The 26,017-nt window shown below is 50.2% G+C and carries 22 protein-coding genes, 2 tRNA genes and 1 CRISPR repeat array (1 of these 25 running past the window's edge); of the genes, 20 read left to right on the forward strand and 4 right to left on the reverse strand.

Annotated features, from left to right (window positions below; genetic code table 11):
• A CRISPR array of direct repeats spans positions 1 to 271; the repeat unit is 36 nt; unit sequence GCTAAAGATGACCTCCAAATAAGGGAGGACTACACC (it extends 161 nt beyond the left edge of the window).
• A 106-nt stretch (positions 272 to 377) separates the two neighbouring features.
• From DPQ22_RS06070 to DPQ22_RS06085, 4 genes are all read left to right on the forward strand, one after another.
• Positions 378 to 797: a hypothetical protein gene (locus DPQ22_RS06070; RefSeq protein WP_150214161.1), complete on the forward strand. Its 420-nt coding sequence runs from the start codon at positions 378 to 380 to the stop codon at positions 795 to 797.
• A gap of 297 nt (positions 798 to 1,094) precedes the next feature.
• Entirely contained in the window at positions 1,095 to 1,844 is a 750-nt protein-coding gene (locus DPQ22_RS06075) for an SDR family oxidoreductase (RefSeq protein ID WP_150214163.1), read from the forward strand.
• Between the two features lie 50 nt (positions 1,845 to 1,894).
• Entirely contained in the window at positions 1,895 to 2,800 is a 906-nt protein-coding gene (locus DPQ22_RS06080; protein ID WP_150214165.1) for an SDR family oxidoreductase, read from the forward strand.
• Positions 2,801 to 3,574: 774 nt separating this feature from the next.
• Positions 3,575 to 8,098 (forward strand): vitamin B12-dependent ribonucleotide reductase, encoded by a 4,524-nt coding sequence (locus tag DPQ22_RS06085; RefSeq protein ID WP_150214167.1) that lies wholly within the window; start codon positions 3,575 to 3,577, stop codon positions 8,096 to 8,098.
• Positions 8,099 to 8,161: 63 nt separating this feature from the next.
• Here DPQ22_RS06085 and gpt read toward each other — a convergent pair whose 3' ends face one another.
• The 4 genes from gpt to DPQ22_RS06105 all read right to left on the reverse strand — a co-directional run bounded on the left by gpt (position 8,162) and on the right by DPQ22_RS06105 (position 10,381).
• Complete coding sequence (gpt, locus tag DPQ22_RS06090) at positions 8,162 to 8,656, reverse strand: xanthine phosphoribosyltransferase (protein WP_150214169.1); 495 nt, start codon at positions 8,654 to 8,656, stop codon at positions 8,162 to 8,164.
• A 92-nt stretch (positions 8,657 to 8,748) separates the two neighbouring features.
• Positions 8,749 to 9,507: a competence/damage-inducible protein A gene (locus DPQ22_RS06095; RefSeq protein ID WP_150214171.1), complete on the reverse strand. Its 759-nt coding sequence runs from the start codon at positions 9,505 to 9,507 to the stop codon at positions 8,749 to 8,751.
• 46 nt (positions 9,508 to 9,553) lie between these two features.
• The gene (locus DPQ22_RS06100; RefSeq protein ID WP_150214173.1) at positions 9,554 to 10,153 is read right to left on the reverse strand and encodes a hypothetical protein; all 600 of its coding nucleotides are present in this window, start codon (positions 10,151 to 10,153) and stop codon (positions 9,554 to 9,556) included.
• Between the two features lie 151 nt (positions 10,154 to 10,304).
• Positions 10,305 to 10,381 (reverse strand) — tRNA-Val (locus tag DPQ22_RS06105).
• 373 nt (positions 10,382 to 10,754) lie between these two features.
• Here DPQ22_RS06105 and DPQ22_RS06110 point away from each other — a divergent pair.
• The 16 genes from DPQ22_RS06110 (at position 10,755) to DPQ22_RS06185 (ending at position 26,011) form a co-directional block, all read left to right on the forward strand.
• Positions 10,755 to 10,831 (forward strand) — tRNA-Asp (locus DPQ22_RS06110).
• Positions 10,832 to 11,140: 309 nt separating this feature from the next.
• Positions 11,141 to 11,506, forward strand: a complete 366-nt coding sequence (locus DPQ22_RS06115; protein ID WP_150214175.1) for an NADH-quinone oxidoreductase subunit A — start codon at positions 11,141 to 11,143, stop codon at positions 11,504 to 11,506.
• Entirely contained in the window at positions 11,476 to 12,090 is a 615-nt protein-coding gene (locus DPQ22_RS06120; protein WP_150214177.1) for a NuoB/complex I 20 kDa subunit family protein, read from the forward strand. Before DPQ22_RS06115 ends, DPQ22_RS06120 begins: the two co-directional genes overlap by 31 nt.
• Before the next feature lie 8 nt (positions 12,091 to 12,098).
• Positions 12,099 to 12,707, forward strand: coding sequence for an NADH-quinone oxidoreductase subunit C (locus tag DPQ22_RS06125; protein WP_150214179.1), 609 nt, complete (start codon positions 12,099 to 12,101; stop codon positions 12,705 to 12,707).
• Between the two features lie 118 nt (positions 12,708 to 12,825).
• On the forward strand, positions 12,826 to 14,016 hold the full coding sequence (locus tag DPQ22_RS06130; RefSeq protein ID WP_150214180.1) for an NADH-quinone oxidoreductase subunit D: 1,191 nt from the start codon (positions 12,826 to 12,828) through the stop codon (positions 14,014 to 14,016).
• Positions 14,016 to 14,633, forward strand: coding sequence for an NADH-quinone oxidoreductase subunit NuoE (gene nuoE, locus DPQ22_RS06135; RefSeq protein WP_150214182.1), 618 nt, complete (start codon positions 14,016 to 14,018; stop codon positions 14,631 to 14,633). The genes DPQ22_RS06130 and nuoE overlap by 1 nt, the downstream gene beginning before the upstream one ends.
• 62 nt (positions 14,634 to 14,695) lie before the next feature.
• The gene (locus DPQ22_RS06140; protein WP_150214184.1) at positions 14,696 to 15,286 is read left to right on the forward strand and encodes a DUF1440 domain-containing protein; all 591 of its coding nucleotides are present in this window, start codon (positions 14,696 to 14,698) and stop codon (positions 15,284 to 15,286) included.
• Positions 15,287 to 15,609: 323 nt separating this feature from the next.
• Positions 15,610 to 16,191: a DUF1440 domain-containing protein gene (locus tag DPQ22_RS06145; protein WP_150214186.1), complete on the forward strand. Its 582-nt coding sequence runs from the start codon at positions 15,610 to 15,612 to the stop codon at positions 16,189 to 16,191.
• 53 nt (positions 16,192 to 16,244) lie between these two features.
• Positions 16,245 to 17,552 (forward strand): NADH-quinone oxidoreductase subunit NuoF, encoded by a 1,308-nt coding sequence (nuoF, locus tag DPQ22_RS06150; protein WP_150214188.1) that lies wholly within the window; start codon positions 16,245 to 16,247, stop codon positions 17,550 to 17,552.
• Between the two features lie 163 nt (positions 17,553 to 17,715).
• Positions 17,716 to 19,824: an NADH-quinone oxidoreductase subunit NuoG gene (gene nuoG / locus DPQ22_RS06155; RefSeq protein ID WP_150214190.1), complete on the forward strand. Its 2,109-nt coding sequence runs from the start codon at positions 17,716 to 17,718 to the stop codon at positions 19,822 to 19,824.
• Positions 19,817 to 20,863 (forward strand): NADH-quinone oxidoreductase subunit NuoH, encoded by a 1,047-nt coding sequence (gene nuoH / locus DPQ22_RS06160; RefSeq protein ID WP_150214192.1) that lies wholly within the window; start codon positions 19,817 to 19,819, stop codon positions 20,861 to 20,863. The genes nuoG and nuoH overlap by 8 nt, the downstream gene beginning before the upstream one ends.
• A gap of 11 nt (positions 20,864 to 20,874) precedes the next feature.
• Positions 20,875 to 21,366, forward strand: coding sequence for an NADH-quinone oxidoreductase subunit NuoI (gene nuoI / locus DPQ22_RS06165; RefSeq protein ID WP_150214194.1), 492 nt, complete (start codon positions 20,875 to 20,877; stop codon positions 21,364 to 21,366).
• Between the two features lie 213 nt (positions 21,367 to 21,579).
• A complete protein-coding gene (locus tag DPQ22_RS06170; protein ID WP_150214196.1) occupies positions 21,580 to 22,203 on the forward strand; it encodes an NADH-quinone oxidoreductase subunit J in 624 nt (207 codons plus the stop codon).
• Positions 22,204 to 22,216: 13 nt separating this feature from the next.
• On the forward strand, positions 22,217 to 22,525 hold the full coding sequence (gene nuoK, locus DPQ22_RS06175; RefSeq protein ID WP_150214198.1) for an NADH-quinone oxidoreductase subunit NuoK: 309 nt from the start codon (positions 22,217 to 22,219) through the stop codon (positions 22,523 to 22,525).
• A gap of 4 nt (positions 22,526 to 22,529) precedes the next feature.
• A complete protein-coding gene (nuoL, locus tag DPQ22_RS06180) occupies positions 22,530 to 24,503 on the forward strand; it encodes an NADH-quinone oxidoreductase subunit L (RefSeq protein ID WP_150214200.1) in 1,974 nt (657 codons plus the stop codon).
• Positions 24,503 to 26,011 carry an NADH-quinone oxidoreductase subunit M gene (locus tag DPQ22_RS06185; protein WP_150214202.1) on the forward strand — a complete coding sequence of 503 codons (1,509 nt, stop codon included), beginning with the start codon at positions 24,503 to 24,505 and terminating at the stop codon, positions 26,009 to 26,011. Before nuoL ends, DPQ22_RS06185 begins: the two co-directional genes overlap by 1 nt.
• The last annotated feature ends 6 nt before the right edge of the window (positions 26,012 to 26,017 follow it).

Raw genomic sequence — 26,017 nt, forward strand, 5'->3', positions numbered from 1 at the left:
CTACACCGGACAGGCACCTATATAAACAAGGTGCCAAGCTAAAGATGACCTCCAAATAAGGGAGGACTACACCAAATTTTGTCAGTTCTTCTACCACGCCGCAGCTAAAGATGACCTCCAAATAAGGGAGGACTACACCTCAAAAACATTGGCTTCTGTTCAGACTACTGCTAAAGATGACCTCCAAATAAGGGAGGACTACACCGATACAATGGCTTCGGCCGGATTAAAGACGGCTAAAGATGACCTCCAAATAAGGGAGGACTACACCGACACTATCATTCTAGACGCATTCGCTGACCCGAACGCGGCATCACCAGAAGCGGCAGTAGCCAACGCGGTCGAGCGCGCTACACATCAAACAATGGAGGACTATTATGCAGAAATCAAAAACGCTTACGGGGGCGAAGCTAGAGGCGCGGAAAGCGGTGCGGAAGATAAAGGAGTTCAAACTCCCGCCAAAAGACTACAAGGATTTGGCGCATCTATACTTTCTGATGACGCAGGCGCTACTGGGCGGGCAGACAGTGCCGCCGGAGCTAGTCAAGCGCATCCCGACCCGGGACTGGCTAATGATACTAACGACAGTCGAGAATCTCAAGCACAAGTACGGCTGGACAGGGCAAGGGACGCTGCCACGAGACCGCAATCTGGGCAGACTATTAACCAACGCGCAGACGCAGACCTCGCAGCCAGCGCAGGTAGCCCCGATGGTGCCGGCACAGGCCGCCCCAGTGCCTCCGGTGCTACAGCAAGCGGACAGGGCGGCAGCCGCGCTAAAGATGACCTCCAAATAAGGGAGCGCTACACCAACAGGCTCTACACCCATTTCCGTCATACATGGTCATACCGAATATACTGTCATTTTTAAGCTGGACAGGCTTACTAATATGGGCCGCTCTGGTATTTACCAAAACAGCCGGAGATGGCTTCCGATTGAGGGAGGATTGCAGCATGTGCGCTTTGTCGGTCACCAGGTTCTTGATGCCGCGCCCCGCTATTGTTCCTTTCGGCAAAGGCGCGTATAATAAGATCGCACGCACTATTGGATCACGCATTATTGGATATAGTGCAACAAATATGAGGAGACTATTATGCGTACCAAAACTTTAAACAAAGTCGCTCTGGTGACAGGGTCGTCCCGCGGCATTGGTGCAGCCGTAGCCAAAAGACTGGCCGCTGACGGTTTCAGCGTCATCATTAACTATGCCGGCCGTGTAGATGATGCCAATGCAGTCGTCAAAGAAATCAAAGCTGCCGGTGGCCATGCCGCCGCTATTCGGGCCGATATTTCTGTTCCTGCCGAAGTTTCTGCCCTGTTCAATCAGGCCGTTGCGCTTTTTGGCAGAGTTGATGTTCTGGTCAATAATGCCGGCATTATGCAGCCGGGCTTTGTGAATTTGGCTGATACTGATGACGCGCTTTTTGACAAACTTATTGCGATCAATCTGAAAGGAACCTTCAATACATTGCGCCTTGCCGCCAGGCATCTTCAGGCGGGCGGATGCATTGTGAATTTTTCAAGCAGCGTTGTCGGTCTGGCCTTGCCGGGATATAGCGTTTATGCGGGGACTAAAGCCGCTATTGAAGCAATGACCCATATTTTTGCGAAAGAATTGCGCGGCAGCAATATTACTGTCAATGCTGTAGCACCGGGGCCAACCGCAACGGATCTGTTCCTCAACGGCAAAACACCGGAGCAAATCGAGCATTTGGCCAAAATGCCGCCATTGGAGCGCCTGGGAACACCGGAGGATATTGCCGCCGCCGTTTCATTTCTCGCCGGGCCTGACGGGGCATGGGTAAACGGGCAAACATTGCGCGTCAATGGCGGCATTGTTTAAAAACTGCGAGAGACAAGAATTTTAACAGATTCCAGGAAAAGGGGGCTATCATGCCTAAGAAAACTGTCCTTGTGACCGGCGCCTCAAGCGGCTTTGGCCGTTTAATATCCAACACCCTTGCTCAATCCGGCCATAGCGTTTATGCCTCCATGCGCGACATAGCCGGTCGTAATGCGCCGCAGGCCGCAAGCATCAAAGAATATGCCAAAGAAAATAATGTAGATCTGCGCCCTGTTGAGCTTGATGTGCAATCGGACGTATCTATCAAAAAAGCCGTTGATCAGATTATCAAAAAACATGGCAGGCTTGGTGTTCTGGTGCATAATGCCGGCCATATGGTGTATGGCCCGGCGGAAGCCTTCACTCCCGAACAATATGCGCAGCTTTATGATATTAATGTCATTGGCACTCAGCGTGTGAATCGTATTGTGCTGCCGCATATGCGCAAAGGCCGCCAGGGCCTGCTGGTCTGGATTTCCAGCAGCAGCGTTGCCGGTGGCACCCCGCCTTATCTTGCGCCATATTTTGCCGCCAAGGCTGGAATGGACGCGCTTGCCGTGCAATATGCCCGCGAGCTGACATTATGGGGAATTGAAACCTCGATCATCGTGCCCGGCGCTTTTACAAGCGGGACAAATCACTTCGCCCATGCGACCTGTCCTGCCGATAAAGCCCGCGCGGAAGAATATGAAAATGGGCCGTATAAAGGCTATGGCGGGAAAATACAGAATGCTTTTGCCAAAATCGTTCCTCCAGATGCGGACGTGTCAGAAGTTGCCAAAGCCGTTGCCCATATCGTTGATATGCCATACGGCAAACGGCCTTTCCGTGTTCATATCGACCCGTCACAAGACGGTGCCAATGTCACTTTTGCCGTGATGGATCGTGTGCGGGAAGAAATGCTCCATCGCACCGGATTAGATGAATTGCTTACCCCTGTGAAAACGGCCAGGTGATTATTGCGGCGGCTTTGTCGGTCACCAGTTTCCTGATTGCTGTTTTGCGGGGGAAAGGCTGTTTGAGGGCCATAAAACCTCTCGCGGCGAATCCGTGCCCCGGTTTGTTAATGCGATGTGCCTTTTGGCCCCAAGGTTGGGGTGACGGTGAAATATAATGGTGCTTGCGTGACCATGCTGCTTTTATTGGCGGTGATTTTTAATTATCCCCTATGCGCCGGGGATTGTTGAAATACTGAGTTGCGCGGGGCTGCCGCTTTGAATTCCCGCCAGATAAAAATTCCTCTATATCCTTGATAACCGCGCCTGCAACATAAGGGCAATTATCTGATTTAAAGTGTCCTTCTACGCAGTTCTTCTGCTGGAGATGACCTCTGAATGAGGGCAGAGCGCGCCTCTCAATCGCGGATACGGTTGCAGGGAAGGGGCGAAAATAAGCTCCAGTTAAGGGAAAGAGCGCTGTTACAGGATTGATTTGAAGAGGGCAGCCTATAAAGATTTTTTCTATTATTGCGCCATTATGAAAATTTATATATGTTGCTTGCGGCTATAGTGGGATAATAGCAGGAAAGCCGGCCTGAATAGCGAGGGGCGTGTGCCATATATAGTTTGCATAAGAGATTATATATGCACGTAAACGGATTGTCGGCACAGGCGCCTTTTGCCCGCGGTTTTGTTGTGATAACCGGTTTGCGAAAACTGCGCGCATAATGTTTATCCTTCCCTATAGCCAATAGCGCAATTCTCTTGAGACAAGCGGGGCAGATTTATATCATGAAAATTACGCGTCACTTCACCCGGGCAGGGCAATCCCCCTATACTGATATTCTTTTTCACTCCGTTCGCGGCAATATTAAAGGCTCTGATAATCCCGATATTCATGGGGTCGATACTGTAACTATTCCTGCGCATTTCAGCCGGGAAGCGGCGGATATTTTGCTGCAAATCGGCTTTTGTAAGGTGGCCGTGCCGGCAAAATGCAAAAAAATGGCGGAAAAAAATGTGCCTGAATGGTTATGGCGTTCAGAGGCCGATGATCTCGCTCTGCGCCTGCTGCCCCCGCCCGACCGAATCGCGGTGGAAAAAGATGCGCGGCAGATATTTGATCGTTTGGCCGGCGCATGGACGTATTGGGGCTGGAAGGGCGGCTATTTTGATTCGGAAAATGATGCCCGCGCTTTTCATGACGAAATTTGTTTTATGCTGGCGACCCAGCGCGCTGCGCCTGACAGGCCGCAATGGTCTGATACGGGGCTGTATTGGGCTTACGGCCTTGATGAGCCGGCGCAAAAACAGTTTTATCATGACCCGGCAACAGGTGAGTTTCGCCACTCTCTTTCTGCTTATGCGCATTTGCAATCCTGCAGTTGTTATATTCGCTCTGCCCAAAATGATTCGGCAGATGAAGATAGACAGGTAATATCCGGCGCTTTTACAGATTTATGGCAGCGCGAAATGCAGCCGGCGCATTATAGTGCTGCGGTCGGCGGCAATTTTTCTGCTTTACGGGGGGCAGAGGAAATAAACGGCGAAATTGGCCGTTCCGGCAGTTTAATGTCTTTTTTGAAAATAGGGGAAGCTGTTGCCGGAGCAATAAAACCGGATAAAACCTCCGCCGACAGCGCTGCTGCCATGATAGTGGTGAATGCCGATCACCCGGATATTGAGGCCTATATTGGCTGGGAGGCAGAAAAGCGGCAGGAGTATCTGTCTTTGGCGATAGGGGAAAAAATTGTCAAAAAGCATGAAACTGCACTATATGAAGCTTTGGCGCCGTCTTCCCCCGCCGGGCAGGCGGCGGCGCCTGAAACTGTTGCAGCAGGAGTGCCGGCTTCCCTTACCGGGGCAGATGATAAAACTGCGCCGGAAGAGGCTTTGCATTTTGCCGATAATCGTGCTGTGAAAAAAGCTGTTTGGGCCGCCCGGAAGGATTATGTGCCGGCGGATTATATTCACTCTATCCTTCAATCTGCCCGCCGCGGCCTTTACGGTGACTCTTTTTCTGTTAATGCTGCCGCTGATGAAGCAAGCGGGAATCAGTCAGCCGCTGCCGATTTGGGGCAGAATTGCGTCTATGCTCTTGCTTTGTCGGATAGTTTTTTACACGCTGTTGAAAAAGATGAAGAATGGCCGCTTATCCGCCGCGCCGATGGCAGCGTGCACAAAAAGCTGAAGGCGCGCGGCCTGTGGGATAAAATTGCTCTGGCTTCATGGGGTTCTGCGGCGCCGCATGTGCATTTTGACACAAGCATAAATGACTGGCTTACTTGCCCGGCGGCGGGGCGGATTCATGCTTCCAGCCCGGATTCGGCCTATATGTTTCTTGATGATACGGCCTGTAATTTTGCCGCTGTCAATGTGACGGGCTTTATGCAGGACAAAAATCGTTTTGACAGCGCGGCTTTTGCCCATGCCGTCCGCTTATGGACGCTGGTGCTGGAAGTTTCAGTAAGCATGGCGCAATTCCCTTATGAGAAACTGGCGCGCCTCACATATGAATACCGGCCTTTGGCTCTGAGTTATAATAATTTGGGCAGCCTGCTGATGGAGCTGGCTATTCCCTATGATTCAGATCGCGGCCGTGCTTTTTGCGCTGCGCTTACCGCTTTAATGACCGGTGCAGCCTATGCCGCCTCGGCTGAAATTGCTTCTGAACTGGGGGCTTTCAAGGCCTATGCCCGCAATGCGCCGGCCATGCTGCGCATTATCCGCAATCACCGTCGCGCTGTTTATGGGCAAGGGCAGGGTTATGAACAGCTCGCTATTGCCCCCGTGCCGTTAAAAGCAGCCGATTGCCCCGATCTTGAGCTGGTGGAGCTGGCGCGTTCTGTTTGGGACAAAGCTCTGCATTTGGGGGGGATTTACGGTTTTCGTAATGCCCAGGTTTCTGCTTTGGGTGCCGATGCGCTCATTGGCCGGGTGATGGATTGTGCCGCAATGGGGCTGGAGCCTGACAGATTTTTGGTGAAATTTCAACAACAGGCTGACGGCAGCCGGGTTAAATCTATCAATTCCGTCGTGCCGCAGGCTTTGCGCCGCCTTGATTATAAAGCGGAACAAATTGCCGATATTCTCGCTTATGCGCTTGGCTGCGGCTCGCTGGATAATGCTTCTGCCATTAATGCGGCGGCGTTAAAGGCCAAAGGTTTTAATGATGAAAAACTTGCCGTTTTAAATGCGGTTTTGCCTGACGCTGCCAATATCAGGGCGATTTTTACCAAAAGCCTGCTCGGAGAAGATTTTTGCCGCCGGAATTTGAATTTTACCGAAGCACAATTACGCGATGAATCTTTTGATATTTTATCGGCTTTGGGTTTTTCTGAACAGCAAATAGCCGCTGCCGATTTTTATATTTGCGGTGCTTTATGCCTGGAAGGCGCGCCGCATTTGCGGGCAGAAGATTATGCCGTTTTTGATTATGCCGTGTCGGGCGGGCATTTGCTGCCGCATTATCTTTCGGTAGAAGGCCGTATTCGTATGATGGCGGCGGCGCAGCCCTTTCTTTCCGGCGGTATTGCCGGGGTGATAAATATGCCTGATCATGCTTTGGCAGAAGATTGCGCCAAAGCGGCAATGCTGGCGTGGAAACTGGGGCTGAAAGCTAATGCTCTCTGTCGTCCCTCGCTTGACGTGCTGCAAAGGGCGGATTTTGCTGCTTTGATGGCAGAAGAAGCAGATACAGGCAAGAGTGAGGCGGCAACCGGGCAGGCGCCGGTGATGCCCCCGGCGGCAATGGCGGAAGAGCGCTCTGACACAGGCCATAAGCCGGGCAGGATTGCGGCAGGGCAGATAGATAATGCCGCGCCGATACGGGAGAAGCTGCCCGACCGGCGGCAAGGTTATACGCAAAAGGCTGTTATTGCCGGCCATAAAATTTATTTGCGAACCGGTGAATTTAAAGATGGCCGTTTGGGCGAAATTTTTATCGATATGCCTAAAGAAGGGGCAGCTCTCCGCGCTATGATGAATAATTTTGCCATAGCTGTCTCTCTTGCTTTGCAATATGGCGTGCCGCTGGAAGATTTTGTCAAAGCCTTCACTTTCACGAAATTTGAGCCTGCGGGTCTTGTGCAGGGCAATGATACAATCAAGAAGGCCAGCTCTATTCTGGATTATATTTTTCGTGAACTGGCTGTTTCTTATCTGAATCGTTATGATCTGGCGCATAGTGAAGTTTCAGATTTTGCCTATATAATGGCGGATAAAACCGAGGAAGCGCGTAAAATCAAACTTGTTTCTGCCGGTTGGACGCAGGGTTTCAGCCTTAAATCGGATATTGCGGCGGATAGATTGCTGCCCGGCCGACAGGCGATAGCCGGCTTGCCGGCTGAAGCGGCCGGTAAAGACAGAGCAGATAAAGGGCCGAATGACCGGCTGGATAAAGGGGGAAGCAGCGAAATTTCAGAAGCTGCTTTGCGGAACCTGGCTGCAGCGCCCGCAGAAATCGGCAGTTTTGCTGAAAATATGGTGAAAACTGTCGCTGCGCCTGCTGCCGCACAAATAGCCGAGACAGAACCGGCACCGGCAAAAAAAGCAGCAGACAGAACCTTACAGGCTGCGCCGGCAATGGCTCCTTTGCCTGTTTTTATGCGGAAGAGACTCTCTGCCTTTGACGAGCAGCGGTCTGATTTTTCCGGCCTTGAAAACAGGCAGGAGACTGTTTTTACAAGCCGGGCAGCCGCTATAGAGCGCCGGCCGTCACCATATAAAGGAGAAGCCGCGGCGAGCGAGGCAGAGGCTGCGGAGGTCGGCAGAGCAAGCCCATATCGAGCCGGTATGCACAATATCGGCAATTCGAAATTATCAATGCCTTTCAGGGAGCGGGAGCAGAAAAACGCAGCTCAGCCGGCAATCCCGGCGCAAGATGATAAATCTGTAACTGCGGCGGAAACAAAAGCGGCTCCCATGCCGGCTTTAGCGGCAGAAACAGGTTTTGAAGAAGCTTTGGAGCTTAGTTTAATTCGCGAATTATTTGGCAGCAATCTTGCCGATGAGCCGCCGGCAAAGGGCACAAAAACTGCCGGGGCAGAAGCAACGGCCCCTGTCATTGCCGCCGGGGCAGAGACTGTTTTAAAAACAGCGCCAAGGCCGATTTTTGTGCCGTCAAGCCGCATAATAGCGCGTCCTGATTATCGTAAATATCACGGTGAGGCAAATGAGGCACAGCCGGCGGGCTTTGCGGCAGCAGATCCGGCGGGAAATATGTCAGAGCGTTCGCACCCTTCTGCAATAAGTGCCGGAAGTCTGGCCGCTGAGCGGGATAATGAGAGAAAAGACAAGGATAAAGCCGGGAGATAGGAAAGCTTAAGCCGGCAGCCAAAATAATATTTGGCGCTATTGCCGGCGCAAGGTCGCCGCCTTTCAGGCGCCGCCGCGGGTAATCGGCTCCTGATAAGTAAAGCCCATATCCCAGGGGAAATAGATCCATGTATCCTGGCTGACTTCGGTGATATAAATATCCACCTGCGGCTTGCCTTGCGGTTTGGTATAAAGAGTTGCAAAACAGGCTTTGGGGATAATATCTCGCACAATAGCTGCTGTTTTGCCTGTATCGGCCAGATCATCAATAACAAGCACATTTTTGCCGCCGTTTTTGGTAAGCTCAGTGCTAATGCCTTTTTTGACCACCAATTCGCCTTGTTTGGAATAATCATGATAAGACGCAATGCAAATAGTCTCAATCAGACGAATATTTAACTCACGGCAAATAATTGCTGCCGGCACAAGGCCGCCGCGCGTAATGGCGACAATCGCCTGCCATTGTTGTTGCCGCCCGGCAATTTTCCAGGCAAGTGCACGGCAATCGCGGTGAAATTGATCCCAACTGACAGGAAAAGCTTTTTCAGGGAGCGGCATAACAACCTCACATAAAGGAAATAGAGAACGTGCCCCGGAATTATCGGGGCTGACCGAAAAGAAACCCGGCCTATATAAACAGCCCCCTTATTCTAGGTTTCCTCCTCAAAATCGGCAAGCATTTTTTTAACTGCGGCGGCGGCTTGCGCCAGGGCTTCATGATCGCGGCCGCGTAAGACAATTTCCAGCCGCCAGCGCTGCCCGGCTTTATCGCAAATTTGCGGATAAGAGCCAATGGCAATTTGCGGAAAAGCATGTTGAATTTCCCCCAGTTTTTTACTGATACGGCTTTCGCCGAGTGGGCAGGGGATAATTATGGTTTGCACAGGGGCAGATTTTTCAAGCAGAGGTAAAATTTCCTGCACCATAGCCTGAAAAATTTGCGGCACGCCGGCCATAATAAAGCAGTTTTCTATTTTAAAGCCCGGCGCTCCGCTGATAGTATTGGCAATCAGCTCTGCGCCTTCCGGCATGCGCGTCATCAACCGCCGGCCTGCTGTTAATTCCTGCTTTTGCGCCTGATAATAGGCTGACAATATTTTTTCGGCCCTTGGGTCAAAAAGACAAAGGCGGCCGAAAGCTTTGGCCACAGATTCGGCCATTATATCATCATGTGTCGGGCCAATACCACCTGAGGTAAAGACATAATGATAAGACTGACGCAAAGCATTGATAGCGGCAATAATAGCCTGCTCCATATCGGGAATAATGCGCACTTCACGCAGGTCAATGCCGCATTCTGTCAGTCTTTCTGCCAGATAGGCAATATTTTTATCCTTTGTTCGGCCTGAAAGCAATTCATCGCCAATGGCCAATATGGCAGCCGTTATAATGGGAGGAGAAACAGGCATGACAATTTTCCTTAAAATTTTATTAAGCAGAAATTCCGGGCTAAATTTAACGCAAAGGCAGAATAATGGGATCACTGTTTCCTGAACGGGCAGTTGCCTGCGCTCTATAAATATAGGCTGTTTTACCCAGCGCCGCTTTGTTTAAAGATAAAGCGTCAACTGCCTGTTTATCGGCCTGTCGCATCATATAAATGGTCCATTTCACCGGCTTTGCTCCGCCGCTGCGCTGAGGAGAAAAATCAGAGCCAATGGCAAAACCGGGCGCAGCGCCGAAAGCGCCGCCCAGGCCGCCTGCATCACCAAAGCCGTAAGGCTGGCGCCCGTAAGAAAAGCCGAAACGAGGCCGCATTGTCGCTTTATGCTGCTCTTCATCAAGCATAAGCAGAAAATATTTATAATTATGCTGCCTTGTAATAGCAGCAGCCCGGTCTATGACCGGTGCTGCCGCTTGTCCGCTTATACCGCCCTCATAGGCAGGAGCGGAAAAATGCGCTATATTGCTTTTTTCACCTTGCTGCAAATTTTGCGACAGCGAAGAAGGCTGTCGGCCGGCCGTGCAGGCAGCAAGCAGAAAAATTGCTAATAAAGCAATAAAAACAGCATAATTCAGCCTGCCGCCGACTGCTGTCTGATAATAAGGAAACATAGATTCGCCCCACCGAAATTCTGCATTGTTCAAGTGCCGTAAACACGCGGAAAGACAAAAGCAAAATGGAGTAAAGTGAGGGAGAAATCAAGCCTGCAACAGCGGCAGGCAGGCAATAATTATCGATATATAATGGCAGAATTATAGCCTCTGGTGGGCGATGAGAGATTCGAACTCCCGACATCCTCGGTGTAAACGAGGCGCTCTGACCTGCTGAGCTAATCGCCCTGATTCCCTGAATGGCACCCTTATTGCCAAATCCCCTAAATATCACTATTTCGGCGAAGAACCCGGCTCTATAAGTGCCTCCATGCTTTAATTAAAACTTTAGCGGAATGCAAGGGGAAAGTTTTCCGCAGTCGAAAAATGTGGAAATTTATTCCCCGATTTAAATGAGAGACGGGCAAATATTGCCGGATTTTATAGTGAAAAACAGCGCAAATTATCGGTATTCCGGTAGTATCAGGGGATTCAGTATATAGAGCAGGGCTTTAGCCGGGCAGCATTGATTTTTCCGCCTGTCTGCAATTCCGCGCTTGACATCATTATGAGAACAGCTTAAACGAACGCCATGCGCTGTTATCGAAGCGCGCTGCGATGCGCGGGTGTAGCTCAGCTGGTTAGAGTGCCGGCCTGTCACGCCGGAGGTCGCGGGTTCGAGCCCCGTCACTCGCGCCATTTTCCGCGTGGAATATTCGCTGCTTTGCTGTAATATTTGCGGTTACAGAATGTCGATTCGCTATATTTGGCGGGTGGTGCTGTCAGTGCTGCGGCAGGCGCATTTTGCCGGCAGAGGTTTCGCCATAAATTTTGCTTGTGTGAAATTTTGTTTTTCCGCTTGCGTCCCGGCCGTGTCTGCGTTAACCCTGCTGCAGGGGCAGTTGGCGCAATCTGTTATTGCGGCCGTTTGATAAACGGGGTGAAACGGTCTTTAATTTCAGCGTTTTGTGCCTGCTCTTCGCAACTATAGCAAAGGCGGAAGACGCTATGATTGATATGCTGCATTCTTATTTGCCTGTCCTTATCTTTATGGCGGTGGCTGCGGTAATCGCCGGGGCCTTGTTGTTTATCCCTTTTATGGTCGCTTATCGCGCCCCCGATGCGGAAAAACTTTCTGCCTATGAATGCGGCTTTAATTCTTTTGATGATGCGCGTATGAAATTTAATGTCCGCTTTTATCTGGTGGCTATTCTTTTTATTATATTTGATCTTGAAATTGCGTTTCTGTTCCCCTGGGCTGTTTCTTTTCGCGCTATCGGCCTGTTCGGCTTCTGGTCAATGATGGTGTTTTTGCTGTTACTGACGGTAGGTTTTGCCTATGAATGGAAAAAAGGAGCGCTGGAATGGGATTGATCGGCATAAAGGAGGCAAACAGGCCACAGGCGGCTGCTGCCGGGCGCGACTCTGTCCCCTTGCAGCAAACGGGGAAGGCCGGCGGCGCGAATAATGCGATGTTTGAGAACATAAACGCCGAATTGGCGGATAAAGGTTTTTTGGTAACTTCGGCTGATGCGCTGATTACATGGGCGCGCACAGGGTCGCTGATGTGGATGAGCTTTGGTCTGGCCTGTTGCGCTGTTGAAATGATGCATTGCTCTATGCCGCATTATGACAATGAGCGTTTCGGTTATGCGCCGCGCGCTTCGCCTCGCCAGTCTGATGTTATGATGGTGGCGGGCACTTTGACCAATAAAATGGCGCCGGCCTTGCGCAAGGTTTATGATCAAATGCCTGAGCCGCGTTATGTGATTTCCATGGGGTCTTGCGCCAATGGCGGCGGTTATTATCATTATTCTTATTCGGTTGTGCGCGGTTGTGACAGAATTGTGCCGGTAGATATTTATGTCCCCGGTTGTCCGCCCACGGCGGAAGCTTTGCTTTACGGTGTTTTGCTGCTGCAAAGGAAAATTCGCCGCAGCGGCTCTATTGAGCGCTAGGAGAGGCTATGTCTGCGGAAGCTCTGGGTGAAATTGCCGAATATATAAAAGAGCGCCTGGGTGCCGTGGTAGAAAAGGCGGAATTGGCTTATGACGAGCTGACTGTCACGGTGAATGCTGCCCGCATAATTGATGCGCTGGTTCTCCTGCGTGATGATGTTCAGTGCCAGTTTATCGCTTTAATAGATATTAGCGGTGCCGATTATCCTGATAAAGAAAAGCGGTTTGCCGTTTGTTATCATCTCTTGTCGCCGCGGCAAAATCTGCGCCTGCGCCTTAAACTGCATATTGATGAAAATACACCTGTTCCTTCCGCCTGCGCTGTTTTTGCCGGGGCAGAATGGTATGAGCGTGAAATTTACGATATGTATGGCGTTTATTTCAGCGACCACCCGGATATGCGCCGTATTTTGACGGATTACGGTTTTCAGGGCTATCCGCTGCGCAAGGATTTTCCCGTTAGCGGTTTTGTCGAGTGCCGTTATGATAATGAAGTCAAGGGGATTGTCTATGAGCCTGTGCTTTTGCGCCAGGAAATGCGGTCTTTTGACTTTCTCTCTCCCTGGGAGGCCGCGGATTATATTCTCCCGGGTGATGAAAAAGCTAAAAAAGGATAATGGGCAATGGGGTTTCCTGTATGCGGCATAATAGTGCTGTTTGCCTTATTTTATTGGGCGGCAGGCTTGAAGTTTGGAGGCGCCGTAATATCCGCCCGGCGGCAGGGAGGCCGGCACTATGGCTGAGGTTGGTATCCGGAATTTCAATATTAATTTTGGCCCGCAGCACCCGGCTGCGCATGGGGTTTTGCGCATGGTGCTGGAGCTGGACGGCGAAGTGGTAACCCGTGTTGATCCGCATATTGGTCTGCTGCATCGCGGCACTGAAAAATTGATGGAAACAAAGACATATTTGCAGGCATTACCTTATCTGGATCGCCTGGATTATGTCTCTCCCATGAATCAGGAACATGCCTATATATTGGCAGTAGAAAAATTGCTGGGCCTGGTCGTGCCGAAACGCGCCAGCATTATTCGTGTTTTATTTTCAGAAATAGGCCGTATTCTCAACCATTTGATGAATATAACCACGCAGGCTATGGACGTGGGCGCGCTCACCCCGCCGCTTTGGGGGTTTGAACAGCGCGAAAAGCTGATGATTTTTTACGAGCGGGCTTGCGGTGCCCGTTTGCATGCCAATTATTTCCGCCCCGGCGGGGTGCACCAGGATTTGCCAGATGCTTTGATAGAGGATATTGGCAAATTTATTGAGCCGTTTTTAAAAGCAGTGGCCGATATTGATTCTTTGTTGACAGGCAATCGCATTTTTAAGCAGCGCAATGTTGATATTGGCATTATTGCCCAAAAAGAAGCCTGGAATCGCGGCTTTTCCGGCGTTATTATCCGCAGCACCGGCGCGGCCTGGGATTTGCGCAAAACCCAGCCTTATGAATGTTATGAGGAACTGGAATTTGATATTCCGGTTGGTAAAAACGGCGATTGCTATGACAGATATTTGATTCGCATGGAGGAAATGCGTCAATCCGCCGCTATTATGCGCCAATGTGTGGAGCGCCTGCTGGGGGCAGAAAAGGGCGGCCCGGTTATGGTGCCTGATCATAAAATTACGCCGCCGCGCCGGGCGGATATGAAGCATTCCATGGAAGCGCTGATTCATCATTTTAAATTATTTACAGAAGGCTTTCATGTGCCGAAGGGGGAGGTTTATGCTGCCGTGGAAGCGCCGAAAGGTGAGTTTGGCGTTTATCTGGTGGCAGATGGCAGCAATAAGCCGTATCGGGTAAAATTGCGCGCTCCCGGTTATGCGCATTTGCAGGCGATGAATCATATATGCACGGGGCATATGCTGTCTGATATAGCGGCCGTGCTGGGCTCGCTCGATATTGTTTTTGGAGAGGTTGACCGCTAATGTCTGTTCGTCGTCTCGCAGAGGAAGCTGTGCAACCGTCTGCTTTTGCCTTTAATAAGGAAAATCTTGCCTGGGCTAAAAAATCTATTGCCAAATATCCCAAGGGGCGTCAGCGATCGGCGGTTATTTTATTGTTAATGCGCGCGCAGGAGCAGGAAGGCTGGCTTTCTCGCGCTGCGATTGAATATGTTGCCGATATGTTGTCTATGGCCGCTATGCGTGTTCTGGAAATTGCCACTTTTTATACGCAATTCCAGTTACAGCCGGTGGGGACAAAAGCGCATATTCAGCTTTGCGGCACTACTCCCTGTATGTTGCGCGGGGCGGAAGAGCTGCGAGAGGTTTGCCGCCGCCGCATTCATCAGGAGCCGCTGCAAACCAATAATGCGGGCACGCTTTCATGGGAAGAAGTGGAATGTCTGGGTGCTTGCGTCAATGCGCCTGTCATGATGATTTTTAAAGATTATTATGAAGATATGACAGCGGCAAGGCTGGAAGAAATTATTGATGCTTTTGAGCAGGGGAAGGGGGCGCAAGTGCCTGTCGGATCGCAAAGCGGGCATCGTCCTGCTGCCGTTCGTTGTGAGCAAAGCCGGGCAAAAAATGAGGGGAGTTGAGCAAATGTGTTGGGTGTCGCAGTTGCAATCCGCCGCAGGGCAGGACATTACAGGAAAATATAATGGATAAACGGGCTGTTCCTCATGCAGGCCGCCGGTTGGCCATAGTACCGCCGGGGGGGCGTTGTTATCGCCCTGGCTTTATTATTGCGGCGACATTGGTCGCCGGCTATCTTGCTTCTTTGGTAAAATATGGCAGTGAGCATGATATGCCGCCGCGCCCGCCGGAGCGCATTGCACCGCCGGTAGTAGTGATAAATGACAGCCTGGCCTGGTTTGACTGGGGGAGTATACAGGATTATGTTTATGTCTATGGCGGTAATAGCGTCAATATGCTTGTCGGCCTGTTTCATCACGGTTTTTCTATAGTTTTTGCTTTTATTTATATTATGATTGCCGAAAAATATCCTAAAATCCGTTTATGGCACGGCGCTTTTTACGGTATTATCATTACTATCCTCATGCATTATGTTTTTATTCCTTTATGGGGTGCCGGGCCTGCATTGTGGAATTTGCCGTGGACAGAACATGTCAGCGAATTATGGGGGGGCATTATTTGGGGATTTGTGATAGAAATGGCTTATGTCTTCATGCGCTATTATATGACCGGCGCGGTTGATAACAGGCAGGCGCCGCGCCGTAAGCGCGAGTGATGATCGCGCGCCGAATCGACAGGTGAAGCCTGTATCTGCCCGGCTGGAGTGCCTGCGAAGATTAGCGCGCAGAAAAACGGAAAAAGCAAAACATAATTTTGTGACGGGTCGGTATAGTGGATTGAAAAACGGTATTGAAGGCTAAAGGGAGTAAGGCAAATCTTCCAGGCATCAAGACCGATACAATATTGTGGAAGGAAAGGCGTTATAGTGAAGCAGGGGTCATTTTGACTCTTTTTGCTGATATTGAGGGTTCTTAGTAGTGTTACCTTGTAGATTTTGCTGTTTGGTTAAACATTAGAAAAGAATAGGAAGATTTGGAAATGTTAGCAAAATTTCAGGATAAACTTAACGTGAAAATTGTCATTTGGACGACAATTCTCGGGGGCTTTTTTTCTTCTATGGTGAAATGGGGCAGCGAAGTTAATACACCGCCGCGCGCTCCCGGTGACATGGTTCCGCCGGCCGCCAATATTGATGCCTGGCTGGGCTGGCTCGGCGTTAATTCCCATTCGCTGGATTATGTTTATAACGGCAATAATGTCTGGGGGCTGGTTAGCCTTTATCATTGGGGGTTTAGTTTTGTTTTCGCTTTTGTCTATGTTGTTATTGCAATGTATTGGCCGCAGATTCGCGCATGGTATGGCGCTTTTTACGGCATTATTATCACTGTGATTATGCATTATTTCTTTATTCCCTTATTCGGGTTCCGTATGGTCGGGGTGAATAAGGATATTACAGGCTGGCCGTGGAATTTGACCTGGTATGAGCATTTTTCTGAGCTTGCCGGGCATATTTGGTGGGCCATGTGCATTGAAATATGCCTTATTGCTGTCCTTGCCCATTTCGGCCGCCCGATTAAAGGTGATTTCACTATGTCGCATAGTCCGAGAGCATTGAGATAAATTCCGGCATAAATTATGCCGCCTTTGGTAGTAACTAAAAGAGATGAAGCACTATGCTGGCTGATAAAGACTGTATTTTTACTAATATACACGGTTTGCAGGATACAAGTCTGAAGGGGGCTGCGGCACGCGGTTCATGGGTAGATACCAAAGCGATTATTGCCAAAGGGCGTGACTGGATTATCAGTGAAATAAAGGCTTCGGGCCTGCGCGGCCGCGGCGGCGCAGGCTTCTCCACCGGTATGAAATGGTCGTTTATGCCGAAAGAGAGTGATGGCCGTCCGCATTATCTGGTAGTTAATGCCGATGAATCAGAGCCGGGAACCTGCAAGGATCGCGAGATTTTGCGGCATGAGCCGCATTATTTGCTGGAGGGTTGTGTCCTTGCCGGTTTTGCCATGGGGGCGCGGACAGTTTTTATTTATGTGCGGGGGGAATATATTCGTGAGAGAGAGGCGCTGGAAAAAGCGGTTGACGAATGTTATGAAGCCGGCTTGTTAGGCAAAAATACCAGACACGGGCATGATTGCGATATTATTGTTCATCACGGTGCCGGCGCTTATATATGCGGCGAGGAAACAGCGCTGCTGGAAAGCCTGGAAGGTAAAAAGGGGCAGCCGCGGCTAAAGCCGCCTTTCCCTGCCAATATGGGGCTTTACGGCTGCCCGACAACGGTCAATAATGTGGAATCTATTGCTGTTGCTCCGGCTATTTTGCGGCGGGGCGCCTCCTGGTTTTCTGCCATTGGTCGCCCCAATAATGTCGGCACCAAATTATTTATGGTTTCCGGCCATGTCAACACGCCTTGTGTGGTGGAAGAGGCAATGGGGGTGCCGTTTCGTGAATTGATTGAGAAATATGCCGGCGGGGTGCGCGGCGGCTGGGATAATCTTTTGGCGGTTATCCCCGGCGGGGCTTCCTGTCCGGTTGTGCGGGCAGAAGATATGATGAATGTCCTTATGGATTTTGATGGGTTGAAAGAGGTAAAATCTTCTTTTGGCACAGGCGGGGTGATTATTATGGACAAATCTACCGATATTATTAAAGCTGTCTGGCGTTTATCTGTCTTTTTTAAACATGAGAGCTGCGGTCAATGCACGCCCTGCCGTGAGGGGACAGGCTGGATGATGCGCCTGCTGGCGCGTATGGTGGAGGGGCGGGCGCAAAAGCGCGATATTGATTTGCTTTTTGACATTTCCAAACAAATTGAAGGGCACACAATCTGCGCTTTGGGTGATGCTGCTGCCTGGCCGGTTCAGGCACTTATCCGCAATTTTCGCCCGGAAATAGAAAAGCGGATTGAAGCCTATACCCGGTGCGCCGTGCAAAGCCGGAATAATGTTTTGGCGGCAGCCGGGTAAATTTGGCCGCAGGCGGGAGGAGAAATGATTATGGGGACAAGGCGGCGATGATGGCAAAAATATGTTTTGTAACCGGCGGCAGCGGTTTAGAGAATTTGAAAAGCCTCAATATAAAGCAATAAAAAAGCCGCCGGGATTGCGGAATAATAGCGGATTTAGGAAAATGGCGAGAATTATAGTTGACAGCAAGGAAATTGAGGTTCCGGATTCTTATACTTTATTGCAGGCGGCAGAAGCAGCGGGGGCGGTGATTCCGCGTTTTTGCTTTCATGAGCGTTTATCTGTTCCCGGTAATTGCCGTATGTGCCTGGTAGAAGTGAAGGGAGGGCCGCCCAAGCCGGTTTCTTCCTGCTCAATGGGGGTGAGAGATTTGCGTCCCGGCGCCAATGGTGAGCCGCCGGAAATTTTTACCAATACACCAATGGTGAAAAAAGCGCGTGAAGGCGCGCTGGAATTTTTGCTGATTAACCACCCTTTGGATTGTCCGATTTGCGATCAGGGCGGTGAATGTGATTTGCAGGATCAGGCCATGGCTTTCGGCCGTTCCTCTTCACGCTATGCGGAAGATAAAAGGGCCGTTGAAGATAAATATATCGGGCCGCTGATTAAAACAGTAATGACGCGTTGCATTCATTGCACGCGCTGTGTGCGTTTTACCGCTGAGATTGCCGGCAGTGATGAAATCGGGCTGACAGGACGCGGGGAAGATGCGGAAATTACCACTTATCTGCAACGGGCCTTAACCTCGGAATTACAGGGCAATATTATTGATCTTTGCCCTGTCGGCGCTTTGACCGCCCGCCCTTATGCCTTCCATGCCCGCCCGTGGGAATTGACAAAAACAGAAACTGTCGATGTTATGGACGCTATGGGCTGCGCCATTCGCGTGGATACGCGCGGGCGTGAGGTAATGCGGATTTTGCCGCGAGTGAATGAGGCCATCAATGAGGAGTGGATATCAGACAAAACCCGCTTTGTCTGGGACGGGCTGCGCCGCCAGCGGCTTGACCGCCCTTATCTGCGTCAGGCGCGCGGCCGCCTGGTGGAAACCGGCTGGGCAGAGGCTTTTGCTGCTATTCGTCAGGCGGTGAGCAAAGCTGAAAAAGGCAGTATCGGTGCTATTGCCGGCGATATGGCCACGGTAGAGGAAATGTACGCGCTGAAGGCGCTATTGGCGGCCCTGGGTTCCGATAATGTCGATTGCCGCCAGGATAATACGGCCTTGCATGGGCAATTCGGCCGCGCCAGCTATATTTTTAACCCGACTATTGCCGGGATTGATGAATCTGATGCGCTGCTGATTATTGGCAGCAATCCGCGCCTTGAAGCGGCGGTTTTAAATGCCCGTATCCGCAAACGCAGTTTAAAAAGCGGGGATTACCCCATTGGCCTTATCGGTGCCAGGGAAGATCTGCGCTATCCCTATACTTATCTGGGGGCCGGGCGCGAAAGTTTGAAGGCTTTGGCTGCCGGTGAAAGCAGTTTTTTCCACCTTTTGAAAAAAGCGCAAAAACCGCTGATTATTATTGGCCAGGCGGCGCTTTGCGACCATGACGGTGAGGAAATTTTGCGCCTTATTGCGCAAATTGCCCGTGATACGGCTGCTTTGCGGGCAGACTGGAATGGTTTTGCCGTTTTACACAGAGCGGCGGCGCGTGTTGGCGGGCTGGATATTGGCTTTACCCCGCCTGGGGGTAAAAAAGCCGTCGATATTATTGCCAGTTCAGATATATTGTTTTTGCTCGGCGCTGATGAAGCCGATTTATCGGCGAAAAAAGGGTTCACTGTTTATATCGGCTCTCATGGCGATAAAGGCGCGCATGCGGCTGATGTTATTTTGCCGGCCGCTGCCTATACAGAAAAATCCGGGATTTATGTCAATATGGAGGGGCGGGTGCAAATGGCAGCGCGGGCAAATTTCGCCCCTGGTGAGGCGAGGGAAGACTGGGCGATTATTCGCGCCCTTTCCGCGATTTTGGGGCAGGTTTTGCCGTTTGATTCCCTGTCCGCTTTGCGGAAGAATCTGTTTGCCGATTATCCGCATCTGGCCGGCATAGATAAAATCCTGCCCGGCAAAGCAGCGGATATTATTGCCCTTGGCGATAAAATCGGGGTAATAAAGGGGCAGGCTTTTCCCCCGGCGGTTCAGGATTTTTATCTGACAAATCCCATTGCTAGAGCCTCAGCCGTAATGGCTGAGTGCTCGGCTTTGGCGCATCAGCGCCGGCTTGCCGGCAGCAAAATAGAAAAGACAGGGTATCGGCATGTATGATTTTTTTCTGACCTCATTGCTGCCTGTAGCGATTATTGCCGGCAAATCCCTGTTGTTACTGGCAGTTTTGTTAATCCTTATTGCTTATTTGCTTTATGCGGATCGTAAAATCTGGGCGGCAGTGCAATTACGCCGCGGGCCTAATATTGTCGGCGCTTTCGGCCTGTTGCAATCTTTTGCCGATTTTATCAAATTTGCGGTAAAAGAGCCGATAATTCCGGCCGGCGCCAATAAAGGCGTATTTCTGCTTGCTCCTTTTGTGGCGTCTTTTCTGGCTTTAAGCGCCTGGGCGGTGGTGCCTGTCAGCGAGGGCTGGGCGGTGGCCGATATTAATGTCGGCATTCTTTATATTCTGGCTATTTCTTCGCTGGAAGTTTATGGCGTTATTATGGGCGGCTGGGCTTCCAATTCCAAATATCCTTTGCTCGGTGCCTTGCGTTCGGCTGCGCAAATGATTTCTTACGAAGTCTCTATCGGCCTGGTTCTGACCTGTGTTCTGCTGTGTGTCGGCTCACTTAATCTGACTGATATTGTGCTGGCGCAAAAAAACGGTCTGGGAACACGGCTGGGCGTGCCTTTTGCCTCATTTCTGGATTGGCATTGGCTGGCTTTGTTCCCGGTATTTATTATATTTTTCATTTCCGCTCTGGCAGAGACAAACCGCCCGCCTTTTGATTTGGTAGAGGCGGAATCAGAACTGATAGCCGGGCATATGGTGGAATATTCGTCCACACCCTATATGCTGTTTTTCCTTGGCGAATATGTGGCGGCTGTTTTAATGTGCGCCCTGACCACTCTGCTGTTTCTTGGCGGCTGGCTGCCGCCATTGGATATTGCCTGGTTGAACTGGGTTCCCGGGATTATCTGGTTTATTATCAAAACCTGTCTGGTGTTTTTTATGTTTGCTTTGGTCAAAGCTTTTGTCCCGCGTTATCGCTATGACCAGTTAATGCGGCTTGGCTGGAAGGTGTTTCTGCCGTTTTCTCTGGCAATGGTGGTGATAGTGGCCGCTGTTTTGAAAATAACCGGCTGGGCATAGGAGAAACAGCAATGTCATCATTATTTTCAGCGGCAAAATCCCTGCTTTTGCTGGAATTTATCCGCGCTTTCTTTTTGTCTTTGCGGCAGGCTGCTGCCCGCCGGCCGACTATTGAATATCCCAATGAAAAAGGCGCTGTCTCGCCGCGCTTTCGCGGTGAGCATGCCCTGCGTCGTTACCCAAGCGGCGAAGAACGCTGTATTGCCTGCAAATTATGCGAGGCTATCTGCCCGGCTCAGGCCATTACGATTGAGCTGGCGCCGCGCGGCAGTGACGGCACCCGCCGCACAACGCGCTATGATATTGATATGGTAAAATGTATTTATTGCGGTTTTTGTCAGGAAGCCTGCCCGGTGGAAGCGATTGTTGAAGGGCCGAATTTTGAATTTGCGACGGAAACGCGGGAAGAGCTTTATTATGATAAAGAAAAACTGCTGGCTAATGGCGACCGGTGGGAGCGTGAAATTGCCCGCAATATTGCTATGGATAGCGCCTATCGTTAAAAATTGCACAAGCATGGGCAGTTTCATGTGCGCAAATGAAGCAAAAATGAAAAAAACAGCAAAAGTGAATTGCCTTTTTGGCGGTTTCGGCAAAAATAGCGGCCTGCCTGATGCAACTGGTGCCACGGGTCTTGTTCATTGAGGAGCAAAGCGGTGGAATATTTTGCGCTATTTGCCAAAATCGGCGGCCGGTTTGAATAATAGGGAAAGCAGATGATAACAGGTTTTGCGGCTGTGTTTTTTTATCTCTTCGCGGTAATTATGATTGTTGCGGCAATTATGGTGATAGCGGCGCGCAATCCGGTGCATTCCGTCCTGTTTCTGATTTTGGTTTTTTTTAATGCGTCCGGGCTTTTTTTGCTTGGCGGGGCAGAATTTCTGGCAATGATTCTTTTGATGGTTTATGTCGGCGCTGTCGCTGTGCTTTTTCTCTTTGTCGTGATGATGCTTGATGTCGATTTTGCCGAATTAAAGCGCGGCATGGGGCGCTATGCGCCAATAGGCGGGCTGGTCGGCCTGATTGTGCTGGCTGAGCTGATTTTTGTTTTTATGTCGGTGCATTTTTCTCCTGCGGGGCCAGACGCCGCGGTAACACAGCCTGTGCCTGCGGCTTTGCCGCGCTCCAATACCCAGGCGCTTGGCGATATTCTTTATACAGATTATGTTTTTTATTTTGAGCTGGCCGGTTTTATCCTGCTGACAGCAATGATTGGTGCTATTGTGCTGGCCTTGCATCATCGCAGCGGTGTCAAGCGCCAGTCTGTCGGCGAACAGGTCAAGCGCAATCCGCAAACAGCGATTGAAGTTAAAAAAGTAGAATCCGGCAAAGGGATTTAGGCAGGAGAAAGCCATGCAGATCAATATTGCCCATTATCTGACTATTGCGGCGATTTTACTGACAACAGGCATTTTGGGCGTGTTTGTTAATCGCCGCAATGTGATTGCCATTTTAATGTCGATTGAGCTGATTCTGCTGGCGGTTAATTTGAATTTTGTCGCTTTCTCGGCGGCTTTGCATGATCTGGTCGGGCAGATATTTGCTCTGTTTGTGCTGACCGTAGCCGCGGCGGAATCGGCTATCGGCCTTGCTATTCTTGTTCTCTTTTTCCGCAATAAGGGCAGTGTCGCGGCAGAAGATGCCAATGTGATGAAAGGCTAGGGGAATGTCCTTATTTTATTATGCGATTGTTTTTCTCCCCTTTATCGGCTGCCTGATTGTCGGTTTATGGGGCGGCAGGCTGGGTGCGCGCGGCAGTGAATTTATCACCTGCTCGCTGGTTGTAATTGCTGCGCTGCTGTCATGGGGCGCTTTTATCAGTGTTGCTTTCAGTGATAATGATGCCCTGCGCATTTCGCTGCTGCCCTGGCTGGCAAGCGGCAGGCTGCATTGTGACTGGTCTTTGCGTATTGATACTTTGACAGCGGTAATGCTGGTTGTGGTCACGACAATCTCGGCGCTGGTGCATATATATTCCATTGGCTATATGCATCATGATGCTTCGCGCCCGCGTTTTTTCGCCTATTTGTCGTTTTTCACTTTTATGATGCTTGTCCTGGTGACATCAGATAATATGGTGCAACTATTCTTCGGCTGGGAAGGGGTGGGGCTTGCTTCTTATCTGCTGATCGGCTTCTGGTATCAAAAGCCGGCGGCCAATGCGGCGGCCATCAAGGCTTTCATTGTCAATCGTGTCGGTGATTTTGCCTTTTTGCTGGGTGTTTTCGGTATTTTCGTCATTTTCGGTACTGTCGGTTTTGACGATATTTTTGCCAAAATGCTGACAGGGCAATATGCCGACAAATTCTATTTTCTGCATTGGCAATTTAGCGGGCAAAAGGCGCTTGATGTGGTTTGTATCCTGCTGTTTATTGGCGCTATGGGCAAATCGGCGCAATTTTTGCTGCATACATGGCTGCCGGACGCTATGGAAGCTCCCACTCCTGTCTCTGCTTTGTTACATGCGGCGACAATGGTCACCGCCGGTGTTTTTATGGTAGCGCGCCTGTCGCCGCTATTTGAGCATGCGCCGATCGCTTTGCTGACTATTACTGCCATTGGCGCGATAACGGCCTTTTTTGCCGCCAGCGTGGCTTTGGTGCAAAATGATATTAAGCGGATTATCGCTTTTTCCACCTGTTCGCAGCTTGGTTATATGTTTGTCGCTCTTGGTATCGGCGCTTATGGGGCTGCCATATTTCATCTGTTTACGCATGCTTTTTTCAAAGCTTTGCTGTTTCAGGGGGCAGGCTCAATTATTCACGCTGTTTCCGATGAGCAGGATATTCGCCGTATGGGCGGTTTGCGCAAATATATTCCCGCAACTTATTGGCTGATGATTATCGGCACATTGTCTCTGACGGGTTTTGGTATTCCGGGGACATTTTTCGGCACAGCAGGCTTTTTCTCCAAAGATGCTATTATTGAGGCAAGCTATGGTGCCGGCGGCGCGCTTGCCCATTCGGCTTTCTGGCTGCTGGTGATTGCTGCCCTGTTCACGGCTTTTTACGCATGGCGTTTGATTTTTATGGTATTTCACGGCAAGCCGCGGGCGCCGGTTGATATTATGCACCATGTGCATGAGGCGCCGCCTGTCATGCTTGTTCCTATGGTTTTGCTGGCTGTTGGGGCGCTGTTTGCCGGTGTGGTTTTTCTGCCTTATTTTTTTGGAGCAGAATATCAATTATTCTGGAACGGCGCGCTGTTTGTTTCTGCCGATAATAACATATTGCAGCAGCTGCATTTTGTGCCTTTGTGGGTTCAATGGGCGGGTTTCGCCGTTATGGCGGCCGGTTTTGCCGCAGCCCTGCTGTTTTACATTATTGCTCCGGCTTTGCCGGCACAGGCTGCAAGGCTGCTTTCGCCTTTATATAAATTCCTGCTCAATAAATGGTATTTTGACGAGCTTTATAATTTTCTGTTTGTGCGGACAGCGTTTGCTGCCGGTCTCTTTTTATGGAAGATTGTTGATATTAAAATTATTGACGGCCTGGGGCCGGGCGCTATTGCTGCCAGGGTTGCGGCTGTAACCGACAGAGTTGCACGCCTGCAAACGGGCTATCTTTATCATTATGCCTTTGCAATGCTTATCGGCGTTACAGCTTTTATTACCTGGATAATATTCGGGAGCCTGAATTGATGACCGACCAGTGGCCCATTCTTTCAACACTTACATTTTTGCCGCTTTTCGGCGCGCTCCTTATTCTGGTAATCAAAGATGAGGGAGAGGCGGCAAAGCGCAATATTCGCAATGTGGCTTTACTGACCAGCCTGTTTGTTTTTGTCCTCACTTTAATTATGTGGGCGGGTTTTGACAAAAATAATCCCGGTTTTCAGTGGCGTGAGCAAATAGACTGGCTGGGCAAAGGCCTTGGTTACCATTTAGGGGTTGACGGCCTTTCTGTTCTTTTTGTTGTTCTGGCAGCTTTTCTAATGCCTTTTGCCATTTTGGCGAGCCGCTATAGTGTCAAGGAAAGGCTGAAAGAATATATGGTGGCTTTCCTTATTCTGGAAACGACCATTATCGGCGCTTTTTGCGCGCTTAATGCTTTACTGTTTTATATTTTCTTTGAAGGCAGTCTTATTCCGATATTTCTTATTATTGGTGTGTGGGGCGGGCCGCATCGCGCTGCCGCTGCCCTGAAATTTTTTCTTTATACCCTGCTTGGCTCACTTTTAATGCTGGTCGGCCTTATGGCCATATATTGGCAGGTCGGGACTCTGGATATTCCGGTTTTGCTGAGCTATCACTTCCCTGTTACTATGCAGATCTGGCTGTGGCTGGCCTTTTTTGCCTCTTTTGCGGTCAAATTGCCGATGTTTCCGGTGCATACATGGCTGCCTGATACTTATGTCCAGGCGCCGACAGCCGGCACGCTTATGCTTTCCGGCATTTTGCTGAAATTTGGCGGATACGGCTTTTTGCGCTTTTCCCTGCCAATGTTTCCTCTTGCTTCTGCCAAATTTGCGCCGTTGATTTTTGTGCTTTCCGTTATTGCTGTTATCTATATGTCGCTCATAGCGCTGGTGCAGAAAGATATGAAAAGGCTGATTGCCTATTCTTCCGTGGCGCATATCGGCTATGTGACTATGGGTATTTTCGCCGCTAATATAGAGGCTGTTGAAGGCGCTGTTTTCCAAATGTTATCGCATGGCCTGGTGGCACCGGCCCTGTTTTTGTCGGTCGGCATGCTTTATGAGCGTATGCGCACCGGTGAAATTTCGGCCTATGGCGGTCTGGTTAATAATATGCCAAAATTTGCCGCCGTTTTTATGATCTTCACCATGGCTAATATCGGCCTGCCCGGCACGACCGGCTTTATCGGCGAATTTTTGACTTTAATCGGCACTTTCAGGGAGCATAGCTGGATTGCTCTTTTTGCCGCGACCGGTATTATCCTTTCTGCCGCTTATATGCTTTATCTCTACCGATATATTATTTTCGGCTCTCTCAGCCGGGAAAGCCTGAAATCGCTGCTGGATCTTTCCACGCGTGAAAAATGCCTTCTTTATCCTCTGGCCGGCTTGATCATATTTTTCGGTATTTATCCGGCGCCGCTGTTAAATATGCTGCACGGATCGGTAGAGCTTCTGGTTAATAATTATCAGCAGGCATTGGCGAACAGTAATGCGATTTTTGCAAAATAAACAGGG

Source organism: Candidatus Tokpelaia sp. (assembly GCF_008636115.1).
GTDB lineage: Bacteria > Pseudomonadota > Alphaproteobacteria > Rhizobiales > Rhizobiaceae > QLZD01.